The organism is Pseudomonas sp. NY15356 (assembly GCF_048068175.1).
Taxonomy (GTDB): domain Bacteria; phylum Pseudomonadota; class Gammaproteobacteria; order Pseudomonadales; family Pseudomonadaceae; genus Aquipseudomonas; species Aquipseudomonas putida_K.
The window spans coordinates 1-17851 of record NZ_JBLUPW010000035.1; the positions used below are offsets into that span (position 1 = coordinate 1).

Here is a 17851-nt window from a genome sequence, read left to right on the forward strand (position 1 = left end):
AGCCAATTTAAAAGACAGCGAGTAATCTCGCTGCGTGCGCTTTACACCTTGCTCCATCTAGCTCTCCGGAAAATCGGGATAGGAGGTGTAAACCTTATTCAGGACGGGACAACGGCCACAAAAAAGCCCGCATCGCTGCGGGCTTTTTTGTGGCAGGTACGCAGCGATTAGCGCTTCATGTACTCGGGCAGGTGCGGCTGGATCGCCGTCAACACAGCCTTGAAGCACTTGATGTTGCCCGCGACGATGTGGCCCTTCTCAAGGAAGTTGTGGCCACCATTGAAGTCGCTCACCAGGCCACCGGCTTCCTGGATCAGCAGCACGCCTGCAGCCATGTCCCACTCGGACAGGCCCGACTCCCAGAAGGCGTCGAAGCGGCCGGCAGCCACGTAGGCCAGGTCCAGGCTGGCGGAACCGGCGCGGCGGATGCCGGCGGTCTGGCCGGTCAGCGCGCGGAACATGCCCAGGTAGTTGTCCAGGTCGGCCATCTGGTTGTCACGGAACGGGAAACCGGTACCCAGCAGGGCGCCTTCCAGGCTGGTGCGCGAGCTGACGCGCAGGCGACGACCGTTGAGCTGGGCGCCGCGACCGCGGCTGGCGGTGAATTCTTCCTGGCGAACCGGGTCGACGATGACGGCATGCTCGAGGCGGCCGCGGTATTTGCAGGCGATGCTGACCGCAAAGTGAGGAACGCCACGCAGGAAGTTGGTGGTGCCGTCCAGTGGGTCGATGATCCACAGGTAGTCCTTGCCTTCTTCACCGGTACCGGCGTGCAGGCCGGTTTCTTCACCCTGGATGGAGTGGTTCGGGTAGGCCTTGCGCAGGGCGTTGACGATGGTCTGCTCGGCGGCGCGGTCAACCTCGGACACGTAGTCCTTGGCTTCTTTCTCGTCGACTTTGATGCTGTCCAGGCGTTCGATGGAGCGGAAAATCAATTCACTGGCGCTGCGAGCGGCGCGCAGGGCGATATTCAGCATAGGCTGCATGGGCGTTTCACCTGGGATGTTAAAGAGGAAAGCCGCATAGTCTATCAGAAATCTGCTTCGGCAGAAGGGTGACATGTGCTTTCGTGGCGTTACGTCCGTCGCTTCTGTAAGATCGTTTGCCCTGTTATCCACATCCGTGAGCTCAACACCTTGTTGCAGAATATTCGTGTTGTTCTGGTCAATACCAGCCACCCCGGCAATATCGGCGGCGCTGCACGTGCCATGAAAAACATGGGCCTGTCGCGCCTGGTGCTGGTCCAGCCTCTGGATTTCCCTGCCGTGGATGCCACGGCGCGCGCGTCCGGCGCCGATGATGTGCTGGACAACGCCCAGGTCGTCGACAGCCTCGAAGAAGCATTGGTCGGCTGCAGCCTGGCGATCGGCACCAGTGCCCGCGAGCGCAGCATCCCCTGGCCGTTGCTCGACCCCCGCGAATGCGGTGCCAAGGTCGTCGAGCATGCCGGCGTCGGTGAGGAAATCGCCCTTGTGTTCGGTCGCGAGCACGCCGGCCTGACCAACGAAGAGCTGCAGCGATGTCACTTCCACGTGCACATTCCCTCGAACCCCGACTTCAGTTCGCTGAACCTCGCCGCGGCGGTCCAGGTGCTCTCCTACGAGGTGCGCATGGCCTGGCTGGCGGCCCAGGGCGCGCCGACGAAGGTCGAGAAGTTCGAAGCCAACTCGCTGCGCAGCGGCGAGCTGGCGACCATGGACGAGATGGAGCTGTTCTACGAGCACCTGGAAAAAACCCTGGTGCAGATCGGCTTCCTTGACCCGGAGAAGCCCAAGCACCTGATGCCGCGCCTGCGCCGGCTCTATGGGCGCAGTTCGGTCAATCGTTCGGAAATGAGCATTTTGCGCGGCATCCTCACCGAGACCCAGAAAGTCGCACGGGGCGAGCCGCATAAGCGGAAGGACTAGAAAAAGATGTTCGAACGTCTGCGCGAAGATATCCAGAGCGTATTCCATCGTGACCCGGCGGCGCGCAATGCCTTCGAGGTGCTGACCTGCTACCCGGGCATGCATGCCATCTGGCTGCACCGCCTGGGCCATGCCTTGTGGGTGCGCGAGTTCAAGTGGCTGGCGCGCCTGGTGTCGAACTTCGGCCGCTGGCTGACCGGTATCGAAATCCACCCCGGTGCCACCATCGGCCGGCGTTTCTTCATCGACCACGGCATGGGCATCGTCATCGGCGAGACCGCCGAGATCGGTGACGATGTCACCCTGTACCAGGGCGTGACCCTGGGCGGCACCAGCTGGAACAAGGGCAAGCGCCACCCGACCCTGGAGAACGGCGTGGTGGTCGGGGCGGGGGCCAAGGTGCTCGGCCCGTTCACCGTCGGTGCCGGGGCCAAGATCGGCTCCAATGCCGTGGTGACCAAGGCGGTGCCTGCCGGGGCCACGGCGGTGGGGATTCCGGGGCGGATCATCGTCAAGACCGAAGACAGCGAGGTCGAGGCCAAGCGCAAGGCCATGGCCGAGAAGATCGGCTTCGATGCCTACGGTGTCAGTGGCGACATGCCCGACCCGGTGGCCCGCGCCATCGGCCAGATGCTCGATCACCTGCAGGCGGTCGACGAACGGCTCGAAGGCATGTGCGGTGCGTTGACCAAGCTGGGCAGCGACTATTGCGGCAAGGAACTGCCCGCACTGCCCGAGGAAGATTTCGTCGAGGTCAAGCAGACCGCGCAGAGCGACACCCAGGCGCATTGATTACGGCGTGATGAGATATGGGGCGTGTGCTCACGCCCCTGGTCTGTTAGACTCGCGCCCGCCTCCCCGATGCATACCCGACTAAAGCACTAGGTCTAATAGTTGACTTAAATGCTCGGGAATCGCATACTCGCACACATCCTGTAACTCCCGTGGTACCCATTAGCCATGCGACTGACTACCAAAGGCCGATATGCCGTGACCGCCATGCTTGACCTGGCGTTGCATGCGCAGCATGGGCCGGTGTCTTTGGCCGACATTTCCGAGCGCCAGGGCATTTCCCTTTCTTATCTGGAACAGCTGTTCGCCAAGCTGCGCCGCGGCAGCCTGGTTTCCAGCGTGCGCGGCCCGGGCGGCGGCTACCAGCTGTCGCGGGGCATGGAAACCATCCAGGTGGCCCAGGTCATCGACGCGGTCAACGAATCGGTCGATGCCACCCGTTGCCAGGGCCTGGGGGACTGTCACGCCGGCGACACCTGCCTGACCCACCACCTGTGGTGCGACCTCAGCCAGCAGATCCATGAGTTCCTCAGCGGCATCAGCCTGGCCGACCTGGTCGAGCGCCGTGAGGTGCAGGAAGTCGCCCACCGCCAGGACCTGCGCCGCGTCTCGGGCCGTACCGCCCGGATGGACAAGATTGAGACGTCCGCCGTCGACTGATCGCAGCGACGAGCGACGCCACCGCCTGATAGGAGATACCCAATGAAGTTGCCGATCTACCTCGATTACTCCGCGACCACTCCGGTCGATCCGCGCGTCGCCCAGAAGATGGCCGACTGCCTGCTGGTCGACGGGAACTTCGGTAACCCGGCCTCCCGTTCCCACGTGTTCGGCTGGAAGGCCGAGGAAGCCGTCGAGAACGGCCGTCGCCAGGTTGCCGAGCTGATCAACGCCGACCCGCGCGAGATCGTCTGGACCAGCGGTGCCACCGAGTCCGACAACCTCGCCCTCAAGGGCGTGGCGCACTTCTATCAGACCAAGGGCAAGCACATCATCACCTCCAAGATCGAGCACAAGGCGGTCCTGGATACCGCTCGCCAGCTCGAGCGCGAAGGTTTCGAAGTCACCTACCTCGAGCCCGGTGAAGACGGCATCGTCACCCCGGCCATGGTCGAGGCGGCCCTGCGTGAAGACACCATCCTGGTCTCGCTGATGCACGTGAACAACGAGGTCGGCTCGATCAATGACATCGCCGCCATCGGTGAACTGACCCGCTCGCGCGGTGTGCTGTTCCACGTCGATGCCGCCCAGTCCGCTGGCAAGGTCGAGATCGACCTGCAGAAGCTGAAGGTCGACCTGATGTCGTTCTCGGCGCACAAGGTCTATGGCCCGAAAGGTATCGGCGCGCTGTACGTCAGCCGTAAGCCGCGCGTACGCCTGGAAGCCATCATCCATGGCGGTGGCCATGAGCGCGGCATGCGTTCGGGTACCCTGCCGACCCACCAGATCGTCGGCATGGGCGAGGCCTTCGCCATCGCCAAGCAGGAAATGGCCGCCGAGAACGTGCGCATCAAGGCCCTGAGCGACCGCTTCTTCGAGCAGGTTTCCAACCTCGAGGAACTGTACGTCAACGGCAGCCGCACTGCTCGCGTGCCGCACAACCTGAACCTGAGCTTCAACTACGTCGAAGGCGAGTCGCTGCTGATGTCGCTCAAGGACATCGCCGTATCGTCCGGCTCGGCCTGCACCTCCGCTTCGCTCGAGCCGTCCTACGTGCTGCGCGCCTTGGGCCGCAACGACGAGCTGGCGCACAGCTCGATCCGCTTCTCCTTCGGTCGCTTCACCACCGAGGAAGAAGTCGACTACGCCGCGCAGAAAGTCTGCGAGGCAGTGAACAAACTGCGCGAATTGTCGCCGCTGTGGGACATGTACAAAGACGGCGTCGACATCTCCAAGATCGAGTGGGCCGCCCACTAAGCAGTCGCCGGCAAGAGCGGCTCCCTGATGAGGAAGGAATTGCACCATGGCATACAGTGAAAAGGTCATCGACCACTACGAAAACCCGCGCAACGTCGGCAAGATGAACGCCGACGACCCGGATGTCGGTACCGGCATGGTCGGCGCGCCGGCCTGCGGCGACGTCATGCGCCTGCAGATCAAGGTCAACGAGCAGGGCATCATCGAAGATGCCAAGTTCAAGACCTACGGTTGTGGCTCGGCCATCGCCTCCAGCTCCCTGGCCACCGAGTGGATGAAGGGCAAGACCCTGGACGAAGCCGAGACCATCAAGAACACCCAGTTGGCCGAAGAGCTGGCGTTGCCGCCGGTCAAGATCCACTGCTCGGTACTCGCGGAAGATGCCATCAAGGCCGCTGTTCGCGACTACAAGCAGAAGAAAGGCTTGGTCTAAGACGCGTGTGCGCTAACTGAAGTTGAGGAAAGAGTTCCGATGGCTATCAGCATGACAGAAGCCGCCGCCAACCACGTGCGGCGTTCCCTCGAAGGGCGCGGCAAGGGCGAGGGCATCCGCCTGGGCGTGCGCACCACCGGCTGCTCGGGCCTGGCCTATGTGCTGGAGTTCGTCGATGAAGTGGCGGCCGAAGACCAGGTCTTCGAGAACCATGGCGTGAAGGTCATCATCGACCCCAAGAGCCTGGTCTACCTCGACGGCACCGAGCTGGACTTCGTCAAGGAAGGGTTGAACGAAGGCTTCAAGTTCAACAACCCCAACGTGCGCGGTGAATGTGGCTGCGGCGAAAGCTTCAATGTCTGAGGCTTGACGTGGGTACTCCTTGCCATTTCGCCCTGTTTGACCTGCAACCCGGCTTCCGTCTGGACCTCGACAAGCTGGCCACGCGCTATCGCGAGCTGGCCCGCGAGGTCCACCCGGACCGCTTCGCCGATGCCTCCGAACGCGAGCAGCGTGTCGCGCTGGAGAAGTCCGCGGCCCTCAACGAGGCCTACCAGACCCTGCGCAGCGCCCCACGGCGTGCCCGCTACCTGCTGGCCATCGGCGGCCACGAAGTGCCCCAGGAAGTCACGGTCCACGACCCGGACTTCCTGCTGCAGCAGATGCAGTGGCGCGAAGAACTCGAAGAGCTGCAGGACGAAGCCGACCTCGACGGTGTCGCTGTCTTCAAGAAGCGCCTGAAGGCCGCCCAGGAGGCGTTGAACGAGGATTTCGCCGCCTGCTGGGATGTGGCTGCCGAGCGTGACAGGGCAGAGCGCCTGATGCGCCGCATGCAGTTCCTCGACAAGCTCGCCCAGGAAGTGCGCCAACTCGAAGAGCGCCTCGACGATTAACCCCGGCGTTGCACGTGACAACGCCTAAGGTACTCAGATAAGCATGGCCCTACTGCAGATCGCCGAACCCGGTCAAAGCCCCCAACCGCACCAGCGCCGCCTGGCGGTGGGGATTGACCTGGGCACCACCAATTCCCTGGTCGCCGCCGTACGCAGCGGTCGCAGCGAACCGCTGCCCGATGCGCAGGGTAATGTCATCCTGCCCTCGGCGGTACGTTACCTCGACGGCGGCATCGACGTAGGCCTGGCGGCCCGCGAAGCGGCTTCCAGCGACCCGCTGAACACCATCTTGTCGGTCAAGCGCCTGATGGGACGCGGCCTGGCCGACGTCAAGCAGCTGGGCGAACAGCTGCCGTACCGCTTCGTCGGTGGCGAGTCGCACATGCCGTTCATCGACACCGTCCAGGGGCCGAAGAGCCCGGTGGAGGTGTCCGCCGACATTCTCAAGGTGTTGCGCCAGCGTGCCGAGCAAACCCTCGGCGGCGAACTGGTGGGCGCAGTGATCACCGTGCCGGCCTATTTCGATGACGCCCAGCGCCAGGCCACCAAGGATGCCGCACGCCTGGCCGGCCTCAACGTACTGCGCCTGCTCAACGAGCCGACCGCTGCTGCCGTGGCCTATGGCCTGGATGAGAAGGCCGAGGGCGTGGTGGCTATCTATGACCTGGGTGGCGGTACCTTCGACATTTCCATCCTGCGCCTGACTGCGGGCGTCTTCGAAGTGCTGGCCACCGGTGGCGACACCGCCCTGGGGGGCGATGACTTCGACCACGCCATCGCTGGCTGGATCGTCGAGCAGGCCGGGTTGTCGTCCGACCTCGACCCCAGCGCCCAGCGCCAGCTGCTGCAAGCCGCCTGTGCCGCCAAGGAAGCCTTGACCGACGCCGACGTGGTCAGCGTACGCCACGGCACCTGGCAGGGTGAGCTGACCCGCGCCGCTTTCGAAGCCCTGATCGAACCACTGGTCGCCCGCAGCCTCAAGGCCTGCCGCCGCGCCGTGCGCGACAGCGGTGTCGAGCTCGAAGAGGTGGGGGCCGTGGTGATGGTGGGCGGTTCGACCCGCGTCCCGCGCGTGCGCGAGGCCGTAGGTGGGCTGTTCGGCCGTACCCCGCTGACGTCGATCGACCCGGACCAGGTGGTGGCCATCGGCGCCGCGATCCAGGCCGACACCCTGGCCGGCAACCGTCGTGAGGGTGGCGAGCTGTTGCTGCTGGACGTCATCCCGCTGTCCCTGGGCCTGGAGACCATGGGCGGGTTGATGGAAAAGGTGATTCCGCGCAATACCACCATCCCGGTGGCCCGCGCCCAGGAGTTCACCACCTATAAAGATGGCCAGTCGGCCATGATGATCCACGTCCTGCAGGGCGAGCGCGAGCTGATCAGCGACTGCCGCTCCCTGGCGCGCTTCGAACTGCGCGGCATTCCGGCCATGGTCGCCGGCGCGGCGAAGATCCGCGTCACCTTCCAGGTCGATGCCGACGGCCTGCTCAGCGTCTCGGCCCGCGAACTGGGCTCTGGCGTGGAATCGAGCATCCAGGTCAAGCCGTCCTATGGCCTGACCGATGGCGAGATCGCCCGCATGCTCAAAGATTCCTTCGAGCACGCCGGCTCCGACAAGCAGGCGCGCCAGCTGCGTGAGCACCAGGTTGACGGCGAGCGCCTGCTCGAGGCGGTGCAGGGCGCCCTGGATGCCGACGGCGAGCGGTTGCTCAGCGCCGAGGAGCGCGAGGCGATCGAGTACCAGATGCAAGAATTGCGTGATTTGCTCACCGGCACCGATGGCGCGGCCATCGAGCAGCAGACCAAGCGTCTGTCGCAGGTGACCGATGCTTTTGCCGCCCGTCGCCTTGATTCGACGGTCAAAGCCGCACTGGCCGGGCGCAACCTGAATGAGATCGAGGAGTAACCGATGCCCCAGGTGATTTTCCTGCCGCACGAGAAGTTCTGCCCGGAGGGGCTGGTGGTAGAGGTGGAGCCAGGCACCAACATCCTGGAGCTGGCCCATGAGCATCACATCGAGATGGAAAGCGCCTGCGGTGGCGTTTGCGCCTGCACCACCTGCCACTGCATCGTCCGCGAGGGTTTCGACTCGCTGGAAGAAGCCGATGAGCTGGAAGAGGATATGCTGGACAAGGCCTGGGGCCTGGAAGCGCAATCGCGCCTGGCCTGCCAGGTGATCGTCGGCGACGAAGACCTGACGATCGAGATCCCCAAATATTCGCTCAACCACGCCGCCGAAGCGCCGCACTGAGGTTCCAGCATGAGCCTGAAATGGATTGATGTACTTGAGATCGCCATCCAGCTTGCGGAAAGCAAGCCGGACGTCGATCCTCGTTATGTGAATTTCGTCGATCTGCACCGCTGGGTACTGGCCTTGCCAGAATTCAGCGACGATCCGTCACGCGGCGGTGAGAAAGTGCTCGAGGCCATCCAGGCGGCCTGGATCGAAGAAGCTGACTGAGCGTCACCTGCAGGTTAGGCAATCCCCTGGAACCCGCGTATAATTCGCGGGTTTAATTTTTCGCAACACTCAATTTTGGAGTTATCCATGGCTGTTCAACGTACCTTCTCCATCATCAAGCCTGACGCCGTTGCCAAGAACGTCATCGGCGAGATCACCACTCGCTTCGAAAAAGCCGGCCTGCGCGTCGTCGCTTCGAAGATGAAGCAACTGTCCAAGGCCGAGGCCGAAGGCTTCTACGCTGAGCACAAAGAGCGCGGCTTCTTCGCCGACCTGGTTGCCTTCATGACTTCGGGCCCTGTCATCGTTCAGGTTCTGGAAGGCGAAAACGCCGTCCTGGCCAACCGCGAACTGATGGGCGCCACCAACCCGAAAGAAGCTGCTGCCGGCACCATCCGCGCCGACTTCGCCGTTTCCATCGACGAGAACGCTGTTCACGGTTCCGACTCGGAAGCTTCGGCTGCCCGCGAAATCGCTTACTTCTTCTCCGCTACCGAGCTGTGCGACCGCATTCGCTAAGCGAAGCAGGTCTTGGGTGATTCCATGAGTGACATGACTGGCAAGATCAACCTGTTGGGCCTGACCCTTCAGGAAATGGAAAAATTCTTCGAGTCCATCGGAGAGAAGCGTTTTCGTGCCGGTCAGGTCATGAAATGGATTCACCACTTCGGCGTCGATGATTTCGCCGCCATGACCAATGTCGGCAAGGCCTTGCGCGAAAAGCTCGAGGCCGTTGCCGAGATTCGGGGGCCAGAGGTGGTCAGCGAAGACATTTCCGCCGACGGTACCCGCAAGTGGGTGGTCCGCGTTGCCTCCGGCAGCTGCGTCGAGACCGTCTACATCCCCACCGACGACCGCGGCACCCTGTGTGTCTCGTCGCAAGCCGGCTGCGCCCTGGACTGCAGTTTCTGCTCCACCGGCAAGCAGGGCTTCAACAGCAACCTCACCGCCGCCGAAGTGATCGGCCAGGTGTGGCTTGCCAACAAATCCTTCGGTACCGTCCCGGCCAAGATCGACCGCGCCATCACCAACGTGGTCATGATGGGCATGGGCGAACCGCTGCTGAATTTCGACAATGTCATCGCCGCCATGAAGATCATGATGGAAGATCTGGGCTATGGCATTTCCAAGCGCCGCGTCACGCTGTCCACCTCGGGCGTGGTGCCAATGATCGACGAACTGGCCAAGCACATCGACGTGTCGCTTGCGCTGTCGCTGCATGCGCCGAACGACGAACTGCGCAACCAGCTGGTTCCGATCAACAAGAAGTACCCGCTCAAGGTCCTGCTGGACTCGTGCATGCGCTACATGTCCACCCTGGGTGGCAAGCGCGTGCTGACCGTCGAGTACACCCTGCTCAAGGACGTCAACGACCAGCCCGAGCATGCGGCGCAGATGATCGAGCTGCTGCGCGACGTGCCGTGCAAGATCAACCTGATCCCGTTCAACCCGTTCCCGCATTCGGGCTACGAGCGGCCGAGCAACAACGCCATCCGCCGCTTCCAGGACCTGCTGCACCACGGCGGCTTCAACGTCACCACCCGTACCACCCGCGGCGAGGACATCGACGCTGCCTGTGGCCAGCTGGTGGGCCAGGTCATGGACCGCACCCGTCGTAGCGAGCGCTACATCGCCGTGCGCCAGCTGAGCGCCGACGCGGAGCTCCAAGACAACGCCGTGCGCCACTGACAGGACCCGGCCATGACCCTGCGCGCCGCGCTGTCGATCCTGACGCTTTCGCTGCTGGCCGGCTGCGTGTCCGGTGGCGCGGGCGACCCCCTGGCCAGTCGCCAGGGGCGGGTGGAAGCAGGGCGGGCCTACGTGCAGTTGGGCCTGGGTTATTTGCAACAAGGTTTGACCGGGCAGGCCAAGGCGCCGCTGGTCAAGGCCCTGGCGCTCGACGGCAATGACGCCGATGCCCACGCCGCCCTGGCCCTGGTGTTCCAGGCCGAAGGCGAGCCGGCCTTGGCCGAGACGCACTTTCGCAAGGCCCTGTCGGCCCGCCCGGGCGACACACGAATTCGCAACAACTACGGCAGTTTCCTTTATGCTCAGGGGCAATTTCGCCAGGCCCAGCAGATGTTTCGCCAAGCCGCGGCCGATACCCTGTATCCTGAGCGCTCGCGGGTCTATGAGAACCTAGGCCTGGTAGCCCTGAAGCTCGAGCATCGCGATCAGGCACGCGAATACCTGGGCAAGGCCCTGCAACTCGACCCTCGGCAACCGAAAGCGTTGCTGGAAATGGCTGAGTTGTCCTACGAAAACAGGCATTATGTGCCGGCCCGGGACTACTACGATCGTTTCAGCCAGCTGAGCGACGCGAATGCCCGAAGCCTGCTGTTGGGCAGCCGCCTTGCCAGGGCCTTCGATGAGCCGGGCACCGTGGCAGAGCTGGGCCAGCAACTACAACGACTTTATCCCGGTACGCCGGAATATCAGCAATACCTGTCGGAGCAACGATGAAAGCCGCGCACCCCGAAGTAGCAGCAGCGACTCGCCAGAATCCCGGTGAGGTCTTGCGCCAGGCCCGCGAGAACCGGGCGTGGTCGCAAGCCGAGGTGGCCCGCAAGCTCAACCTCACGGTAAGTTCGTTGAACAATCTGGAAAACGGCGCCTTCGACAAGCTGCCGGGGCATACCTTCGCCCGCGGCTATATCCGTGCCTATGCCAAGCTGATGGACATGGACCAGGCGCCGCTGGTCGAGGCCTTCGACCAATACACCGGCACCCATGCCAAGGGCAGCGAGGTTCATTCGCTGGGCCGTATCGAAGAGCCGGTGCGCCTTTCGCACAATATCCTGCGCGGTGTCAGCCTGTTGCTGCTGGTGGTCGTGGTCGGCGGTGGCTTCTTCTGGTGGCAGGACCAGAGCAGCCTGCGCGGCAAGGACCTGGCCAAGATGGCCCTGGAACATGTCGAAGTCGAAAGCGCCGACGGCACCACCCAGATCCACCCACTGGACGAGCCTGAAGACCAGGCGGTGACCGCGGGCCAACAACCTGAAGCTGCACCGCTGCCGCTGGACCAAGCCGAAAGCGCTGCGGCGCCAGAGGCCGGCAGCGCCAGCGCGACGCCGGCCGAGCCGGCTGCCACGCCTGCGCCCGCCGCGCCGGCGGTAGCCCCGGCACCGGCCGAAGCCGCAGCCCCGGCGGCCTCGACGCCACCAGCCACCCCGGTCGCGCCGGCCCCCAGTGCGCCCGCTGCTGCCGCCACCGCGCCAACTGCCCCGGCCACCCCGGTTGCCCCCGTTGTTGCGGCTGCAACCACGCCCCAGGCTGCCCCGGCCGAAATCCCGGCCGGCAGCGGCAAGGTACAGATCCAGTTCACCGCCGATTGCTGGACCCAGGTCACCGACGGCAACGGCAAGGTGCTCTTCAGCGCGATCAAGCGCAAGGGCGACAGCCTCGACCTGAGCGGCAAGCCTCCGTTCGCAGTGCGCCTGGGCTTCGCCCGTGGCGCACAGGTCAGCTACAACGGCCAAGCGGTCGATGTAGCTCCGTTCACCAGTGGCGAGACCGCTCGCCTGAAGTTGGGACAGTAAGTCATGCACGGCGAATCTCCGATCAAACGTCGCGAATCCCGGAAGATCTGGGTCGGCAATGTACCGGTGGGCGGCGATGCGCCCATCGCGGTGCAGAGCATGACCAACACCGACACCAACGATGTCGCGGCCACCGTGGCGCAGATCCAGCGCCTGGTCGATGCCGGCGTCGATATCGTCCGTGTCTCGGTGCCGGACATGGACGCCGCCGAGGCGTTCGGCCGCATCAAGCAGCAGGTCAGCGTGCCACTGGTCGCCGACATCCATTTCGACTACCGCATTGCCCTGCGCGTGGCCGAGCTGGGGGTCGACTGCCTGCGTATCAACCCGGGCAACATCGGCCGCGAAGACCGTGTGCGCGCGGTGGTCGATGCCGCCCGTGACCGCGGCATCCCGATCCGCATCGGCGTCAACGCCGGCTCCCTGGAAAAGGACCTGCAGAAGAAATACGGCGAGCCGACCCCGGCGGCACTGGTCGAGTCGGCCCTGCGCCACGTCGAGCATCTCGACCGCCTGGACTTCCAGGACTTCAAGGTCAGCGTCAAGGCCTCCGACGTATTCATGGCTGTCGAAGCCTACCGTCTGCTGGCCAAGCAGATCGTCCAGCCGTTGCACCTGGGCATCACCGAAGCCGGTGGCCTGCGTTCGGGGACGGTGAAATCCGCCGTCGGCCTCGGTATGCTGCTGGCCGAAGGCATCGGCGATACCATCCGCATTTCCCTGGCCGCCGACCCGGTCGAGGAAGTGAAGGTCGGCTACGACATTCTCAAGTCGCTGCACCTGCGCTCACGTGGCATCAACTTCATCGCCTGCCCCAGCTGCTCGCGGCAGAACTTCGATGTGGTCAAGACCATGAACGAGCTGGAAGGGCGCCTGGAAGACCTGCTGGTGCCGATGGACGTGGCCGTGATCGGCTGCGTGGTCAACGGGCCGGGCGAAGCCAAGGAGTCCCACGTGGGGCTGACCGGCGGTACGCCGAACCTGGTCTACATCGATGGCAAGCCGTCGCAGAAGCTGACCAATGACAACCTGGTCGATGAGCTGGAAAAACTCATCCGCCAGAAAGCGGCCGAAAAGGCCGAGGCCGACGCGGCGCTGATCGCCCGTGGCTGATACCCAGATTCGTAAGGATTTTTCGTGAGCAAATCGCTGCAAGCCATCCGTGGCATGAACGACATCCTGCCCGAGCAGTCGCCCTTGTGGCGCTACTTCGAGGGCACCGTGGCCGGCCTGCTGGACACCTACGGCTACAGCCAGATCCGCACGCCGATCGTCGAGTTCACCGAGCTGTTCAAGCGCTCCATCGGTGAAGTCACCGACATCGTCGAAAAAGAGATGTACACCTTCGAGGACCGCAACGGAGACTCGCTGACCCTGCGCCCCGAAGGCACCGCCGCCTGCGTGCGCGCCGTGCTCGAGCATGGCATCACCGGCAACGGCCAGGTGCAGAAGCTCTGGTACATCGGCCAGATGTTCCGCCACGAGCGCCCGCAGAAGGGCCGCTACCGCCAGTTCCACCAGATCGGCGTGGAAGTGTTCAACCTGGAAGGGCCCGATGTCGATGCCGAGCTGATCATGCTGACCTGGCGTCTGTGGGGCTTGCTCGGCATCCAGGACGCGGTCAAGCTCGAGCTCAACAGCCTGGGCACCAGCGAAGCCCGCGCGCGCTACCGTGACGCGCTGGTCGAGTTCCTCTCGGCTCGCCTCGAGCAACTGGACGAAGACAGCCAGCGCCGCCTCAAGAGCAACCCGCTGCGCATCCTCGACAGCAAGGACCAGGGCACCCAGGCGGTGCTGGTCGACGCACCGAAGCTCGAGGACTACCTGGACGAAGAATCCCGCGTGCACTTCGAGGGCCTCAAGGCCCGCCTGGATGCCGCCGGCATTCCGTTCGTGATCAACACCAAGCTGGTTCGTGGCCTGGACTACTACAGCAAGACCGTGTTCGAGTGGGTCACCGACAAGCTCGGGGCCCAGGGCACCGTCTGCGCCGGTGGCCGCTACGATGGCCTGGTCGAGCAGATGGGCGGCAAGCCGACTCCGGGCGTGGGCTTCGCCATGGGCATCGAGCGTCTGATCCTGCTGCTCGAGACCCTGGGCAAGGTGCCTGAGTCCATCAGCCGCCAGATCGATGTGTACCTGTGCGCCTTCGGCGAGCAGGCCGAGCTCGCAGGCCTGCGCCTGTCCGAGACCCTGCGCGATCGCCTGCCGGGCCTGCGCCTGGCGGTCAACGCTGGTGGCGGCAGCTTCAAGAGCCAATTCAAGAAGGCCGACAAGAGTGGGGCGCTGTTCGCCCTGATCCTCGGCGACGACGAGCTCGCGCAGCGCGTGATTGGCGTCAAGCCCCTGCGTGGCCAGGGCGAACAACAGAACATTGCCTGGGATGCTCTGGCCGAGCATCTGCAAGCCGCTTTCGCCCCGGCGTGAAGCGGACCAACCAGCCGAATTGCTGAAAAGGAGTATTGGGGTGTCGAGTACCGATGATGAAGGCCTGGCCGCAGCCAAGGACTGGTGGAACCGCAACGGCAAGCCGCTGCTGACCGGTGCCCTGCTGGCCGCCGCGGTGGTGATGGGCTGGCAGACCTGGCAGAAATACCAGACCAACCAGTCCCAGGGCGCCTCGGCCTTGTACCAGGCCCTGTTGGAAACCAGCCTGACGCCGAACGGCCAGCCCGACGCGGCCAAGGTCGCGGAGCTGTCCGGCAAGCTCAAGAGCGAGTTCGGTGGTTCGGCCTACGCCCAGTACGGCAGCCTCTTCGTGGCCAAGGTCGCGGTCGAGAGCGGCAAGCTGGACGACGCCGCTGCTGAGCTCAAGGGCGTGATGGACAAGCCGGCCGATGCCACCCTGGGCGAGATCTCGCGCCAGCGCCTGGCCCGCGTCCTGGCTGCCCAGGACAAGGCCGAGGAAGCCCTGAAGCTGCTCGATGGCGATACCGACAAGGCCTTCCAGGCCAGCCGCGAAGAGCTCAAAGGCGACCTGCTGGTCCAGCTGGGTCGCGCCGACGATGCCCACGGCGCCTATGAAAAAGCCAAGGCCGCGCTGTCTGACGACGCCGCGATCGGTGGCCTGCAACTGAAGCTGGATGACCTGGCCAAAGGGGACGCCTGACGTGATCGGTTGGAAACAAGCAGCAGTGTTGACCCTGGCCGTACTGGCGGCAGGTTGCAGCAGCAACAGCAAGAAGGAACTGCCCCCGGCCGAACTGACCAAGTTCACCGAGGAAGTGGTGCTCAAGAAGCAATGGAGCCGCTCGATCGGTGACGGCCAGGGCGAGACCTACAACACCCTGGTACCGGCCATCGAGAACGACCGCATCTATGCCTCGGACGTCAACGGCCGGGTCATGGCCCTGGACCGCATCAACGGCGACGTGGTGTGGAAGCAGGACCTGGACCTGCCGGTTTCCGGCGCTGTGGGCGTTGGCTACGGCCTGGTCATGCTCGGCACCCTCAAGGGTGAGGTGATCGCCCTGGATGCCAACACCGGTGAAGAGCGCTGGCGTTCGCAGGTGACCAGCGAGGTGCTGGCACCGCCGGCCAACAATGGCGACGTAGTCGTGGTACAGACCCAGGACGATCGCCTGATCGGCCTGGATGCCGCGACCGGCGACCGCCTGTGGATCTACGAGAACACCCCGGCCGTACTGACCCTGCGTGGCACCGGCGCGCCGGTCGTGACCAACCGCCTGGCCGTTGCCGGCCTGTCTTCGGGCAAGGTGATCGCCGTGGATATCCGCAACGGCGTACCGGTGTGGGAAAGCCGTGTGGCCATCCCCCAGGGCCGGTCCGAGCTGGATCGCGTGGTCGATATCGACGGCGGCCTGCTGCTGTCCGGTGGCACTCTCTACGTGAGCACCTACCAGGGCCGCGTCGCTGGCCTGGACCTGGAAAGCGGCCGCGTGCTGTGGCAGCGCGATGCTTCGAGCTACGTGGGTGTCGCCCAGGGCTTCGGCAACGTCTATGTCAGCGAGGCGTCGGGCACCGTCGAGAGCATCGACGAGCGTTCGTCCACCGCGCTGTGGAGCAACGACAGCATGGCGCGCCGCCAGTTGTCGGCCCCGGAGGTGTTTTCCAGCTATGTGGCCGTGGGCGACTTCGAAGGCTACCTGCACCTGCTCAGCCAGGTCGATGGCCGTTTCGTCGGCCGTGAGAAGATCGACAGCGATGGACTGCGCGCCCGGCCCCTGGTGGTCGGCGACACCATCTACGTCTTCGGCAACAGCGGCAAGCTCGAGGCATTGACCCTACGCTGAAGCTAAGCTTGGGGTCGCATTCGGTCCCGAGCGGCGGCGCATGATGCGCCGCACGAACTCCGGCCGCTGCCTTGCAGCGGCCTTTGCATTTTCAAGAATTCAAGAGTGGAGAGCCGCATGGTTCCCGTAATCGCCCTGGTGGGACGGCCGAACGTCGGCAAATCCACCATGTTCAACCGCCTGACCAAGACCCGCGATGCCATCGTCGGCGACCTGTCGGGCCTGACCCGTGACCGCCAGTATGGCGATGCCACCTGGCAGGGTCGCTCCTACATCCTGATCGACACCGGCGGTATCACCGGCGACGAAGTGGGCATGGACGAGAAAATGGCCGAGCAGTCGCTGATGGCTATCGAGGAAGCCGACTATGTCCTGTTCCTGGTAGACGCCCGCGCCGGCATGACCGCTGCCGACCAGATGATCGCCGAGCACCTGCGCAAGCGGAACAAGGAAGCCATCCTGGTCGCCAACAAGATCGACAACATCGATGCGGACGTCGCCCGCGCCGAGTTCTCGCCCTTGGGCATGGGCAACGCCATTCCGGTGGCCGGCTCCCAGGGGCGCGGCATCAATGCGCTGATGGAGGCCGTGCTCGGTCATATCCCGCGCGACAAGGTCGAGGAAGCCCTGGACGAGGAAGTCGCCGAAGGCGAGGAGGCCACGCGCATCCCCGGCCCGAGCGAGAAGGATGGCATCAAGATCGCCATCATCGGCCGCCCCAACGTCGGCAAGTCGACCCTGGTCAACCGCATGCTCGGCGAAGAGCGCGTGGTGGTGTACGACCAGCCGGGTACCACCCGCGACAGCATCTATATCCCGTTCGAACGTGACGACGAGAAGTACACCTTCATCGACACCGCCGGGGTGCGCAAGCGCGGCAAGATCCACGAGGAAGTCGAGAAGTTCTCGGTGGTCAAGACGCTGCAGGCGATCAAGGACGCCAACGTGGTGATCTTCGTCATGGACGCCCGCGAAGGCGTGGTCGACCATGACCTGAACCTGCTGGGCTTTGCCCTGGAAGCCGGCCGTGCCATCGTCATCGCCTTGAACAAGTGGGACGGCATGGAGCCGAGCGAGCGCGACTACGTCAAGACCGAGCTGGAACGCCGGCTGTTCTTCGTCGACTTCGCCGACATCCATTTCATCTCCGCCCTGCATGGTACGGGCGTGGGTCACCTGTACAAGTCGGTGCAGGCTGCATTCAAATCGGCCGTCACCCGCTGGCCGACCAGCCGCCTGACCCAGATCCTCGAGGACGCCATCAGCGAGCACCAGCCGCCAATGGTCAACGGTCGCCGGATCAAGCTGCGCTACGCCCACCTCGGTGGTGCGAACCCGCCACTGATCGTGATCCACGGCAACCAGACCGACAAGATCCCACGTTCCTACTCGCGCTACCTGGAAAACACCTACCGCCGGGTGCTCAAGCTGGTCGGCACGCCGATCCGCATCGAGTACAAGGGCAGCGACAACCCGTTCGAGGGCAAGAAGAACACCCTCACCGACCGCCAGGTCAACAAGAAGCGCCGCCTGATGTCGCACCACAAGAAGGCCGAGAAGAAGCGCAAGGACAAGCGCAAGTAAACCCAGCGCTCTGCTACAGACCAATCGCGGGACAAGCCCGCTCCCACAGGTTCACCGTCGCGCTCAAGCCGC

At 64.2% G+C, this 17851-nt stretch carries 20 protein-coding genes; 19 read left to right on the top strand and 1 reads right to left on the bottom strand.

Features of this window, described 5'->3' with window-relative positions:
• Window positions 1-167: 167 nt before the first annotated feature.
• Window positions 168-986 carry an inositol-phosphate phosphatase gene (gene suhB, locus ACNFCI_RS21185; protein ID WP_416768173.1) on the bottom strand — a complete coding sequence of 273 codons (819 nt, stop codon included), beginning with the start codon at window positions 984-986 and terminating at the stop codon, window positions 168-170.
• A 150-nt stretch (window positions 987-1136) separates the two neighbouring features.
• Between suhB and trmJ the strand changes: the two genes are divergently transcribed.
• The 19 genes from trmJ (at window position 1137) to der (ending at window position 17779) form a co-directional block, all read left to right on the top strand.
• Window positions 1137-1907, top strand: coding sequence for a tRNA (cytosine(32)/uridine(32)-2'-O)-methyltransferase TrmJ (gene trmJ, locus ACNFCI_RS21190; RefSeq protein ID WP_084858493.1), 771 nt, complete (start codon window positions 1137-1139; stop codon window positions 1905-1907).
• A gap of 6 nt (window positions 1908-1913) precedes the next feature.
• Window positions 1914-2699 (top strand): serine O-acetyltransferase, encoded by a 786-nt coding sequence (gene cysE / locus ACNFCI_RS21195; protein WP_416768174.1) that lies wholly within the window; start codon window positions 1914-1916, stop codon window positions 2697-2699.
• Window positions 2700-2867: 168 nt separating this feature from the next.
• On the top strand, window positions 2868-3359 hold the full coding sequence (gene iscR / locus ACNFCI_RS21200) for a Fe-S cluster assembly transcriptional regulator IscR (protein ID WP_084858491.1): 492 nt from the start codon (window positions 2868-2870) through the stop codon (window positions 3357-3359).
• 42 nt (window positions 3360-3401) lie between these two features.
• On the top strand, window positions 3402-4616 hold the full coding sequence (locus ACNFCI_RS21205; RefSeq protein ID WP_084858490.1) for an IscS subfamily cysteine desulfurase: 1215 nt from the start codon (window positions 3402-3404) through the stop codon (window positions 4614-4616).
• Window positions 4617-4662: 46 nt separating this feature from the next.
• On the top strand, window positions 4663-5049 hold the full coding sequence (gene iscU, locus ACNFCI_RS21210) for a Fe-S cluster assembly scaffold IscU (RefSeq protein ID WP_084858489.1): 387 nt from the start codon (window positions 4663-4665) through the stop codon (window positions 5047-5049).
• A gap of 39 nt (window positions 5050-5088) precedes the next feature.
• Window positions 5089-5412 carry an iron-sulfur cluster assembly protein IscA gene (gene iscA / locus ACNFCI_RS21215; protein WP_084858488.1) on the top strand — a complete coding sequence of 108 codons (324 nt, stop codon included), beginning with the start codon at window positions 5089-5091 and terminating at the stop codon, window positions 5410-5412.
• 8 nt (window positions 5413-5420) lie between these two features.
• Window positions 5421-5942 (top strand): co-chaperone HscB, encoded by a 522-nt coding sequence (gene hscB / locus ACNFCI_RS21220; RefSeq protein WP_084858487.1) that lies wholly within the window; start codon window positions 5421-5423, stop codon window positions 5940-5942.
• Window positions 5943-5985: 43 nt separating this feature from the next.
• The gene (gene hscA, locus ACNFCI_RS21225; protein WP_324814681.1) at window positions 5986-7848 is read left to right on the top strand and encodes a Fe-S protein assembly chaperone HscA; all 1863 of its coding nucleotides are present in this window, start codon (window positions 5986-5988) and stop codon (window positions 7846-7848) included.
• 3 nt (window positions 7849-7851) lie between these two features.
• On the top strand, window positions 7852-8193 hold the full coding sequence (gene fdx, locus ACNFCI_RS21230; RefSeq protein WP_084858485.1) for an ISC system 2Fe-2S type ferredoxin: 342 nt from the start codon (window positions 7852-7854) through the stop codon (window positions 8191-8193).
• A gap of 9 nt (window positions 8194-8202) precedes the next feature.
• Entirely contained in the window at window positions 8203-8403 is a 201-nt protein-coding gene (gene iscX, locus ACNFCI_RS21235) for a Fe-S cluster assembly protein IscX (RefSeq protein ID WP_023382209.1), read from the top strand.
• 87 nt (window positions 8404-8490) lie between these two features.
• A complete protein-coding gene (gene ndk / locus ACNFCI_RS21240; RefSeq protein ID WP_023382208.1) occupies window positions 8491-8922 on the top strand; it encodes a nucleoside-diphosphate kinase in 432 nt (143 codons plus the stop codon).
• 24 nt (window positions 8923-8946) lie between these two features.
• The gene (rlmN, locus tag ACNFCI_RS21245) at window positions 8947-10092 is read left to right on the top strand and encodes a 23S rRNA (adenine(2503)-C(2))-methyltransferase RlmN (protein ID WP_084858484.1); all 1146 of its coding nucleotides are present in this window, start codon (window positions 8947-8949) and stop codon (window positions 10090-10092) included.
• A gap of 12 nt (window positions 10093-10104) precedes the next feature.
• Complete coding sequence (gene pilW, locus ACNFCI_RS21250; RefSeq protein WP_416768175.1) at window positions 10105-10866, top strand: type IV pilus biogenesis/stability protein PilW; 762 nt, start codon at window positions 10105-10107, stop codon at window positions 10864-10866.
• Entirely contained in the window at window positions 10863-11942 is a 1080-nt protein-coding gene (locus ACNFCI_RS21255) for a RodZ domain-containing protein (protein ID WP_416768176.1), read from the top strand. Before pilW ends, ACNFCI_RS21255 begins: the two co-directional genes overlap by 4 nt.
• A gap of 3 nt (window positions 11943-11945) precedes the next feature.
• Window positions 11946-13055 carry a flavodoxin-dependent (E)-4-hydroxy-3-methylbut-2-enyl-diphosphate synthase gene (ispG, locus tag ACNFCI_RS21260; RefSeq protein WP_084854595.1) on the top strand — a complete coding sequence of 370 codons (1110 nt, stop codon included), beginning with the start codon at window positions 11946-11948 and terminating at the stop codon, window positions 13053-13055.
• Between the two features lie 24 nt (window positions 13056-13079).
• A complete protein-coding gene (gene hisS / locus ACNFCI_RS21265) occupies window positions 13080-14369 on the top strand; it encodes a histidine--tRNA ligase (RefSeq protein ID WP_084854594.1) in 1290 nt (429 codons plus the stop codon).
• Between the two features lie 40 nt (window positions 14370-14409).
• The gene (locus tag ACNFCI_RS21270; protein WP_084854593.1) at window positions 14410-15051 is read left to right on the top strand and encodes a tetratricopeptide repeat protein; all 642 of its coding nucleotides are present in this window, start codon (window positions 14410-14412) and stop codon (window positions 15049-15051) included.
• Between the two features lies 1 nt (window position 15052).
• Window positions 15053-16195, top strand: a complete 1143-nt coding sequence (gene bamB / locus ACNFCI_RS21275) for an outer membrane protein assembly factor BamB (RefSeq protein WP_416768191.1) — start codon at window positions 15053-15055, stop codon at window positions 16193-16195.
• Between the two features lie 117 nt (window positions 16196-16312).
• Window positions 16313-17779 carry a ribosome biogenesis GTPase Der gene (gene der / locus ACNFCI_RS21280; protein WP_084854591.1) on the top strand — a complete coding sequence of 489 codons (1467 nt, stop codon included), beginning with the start codon at window positions 16313-16315 and terminating at the stop codon, window positions 17777-17779.
• Window positions 17780-17851 lie beyond the last annotated feature (72 nt).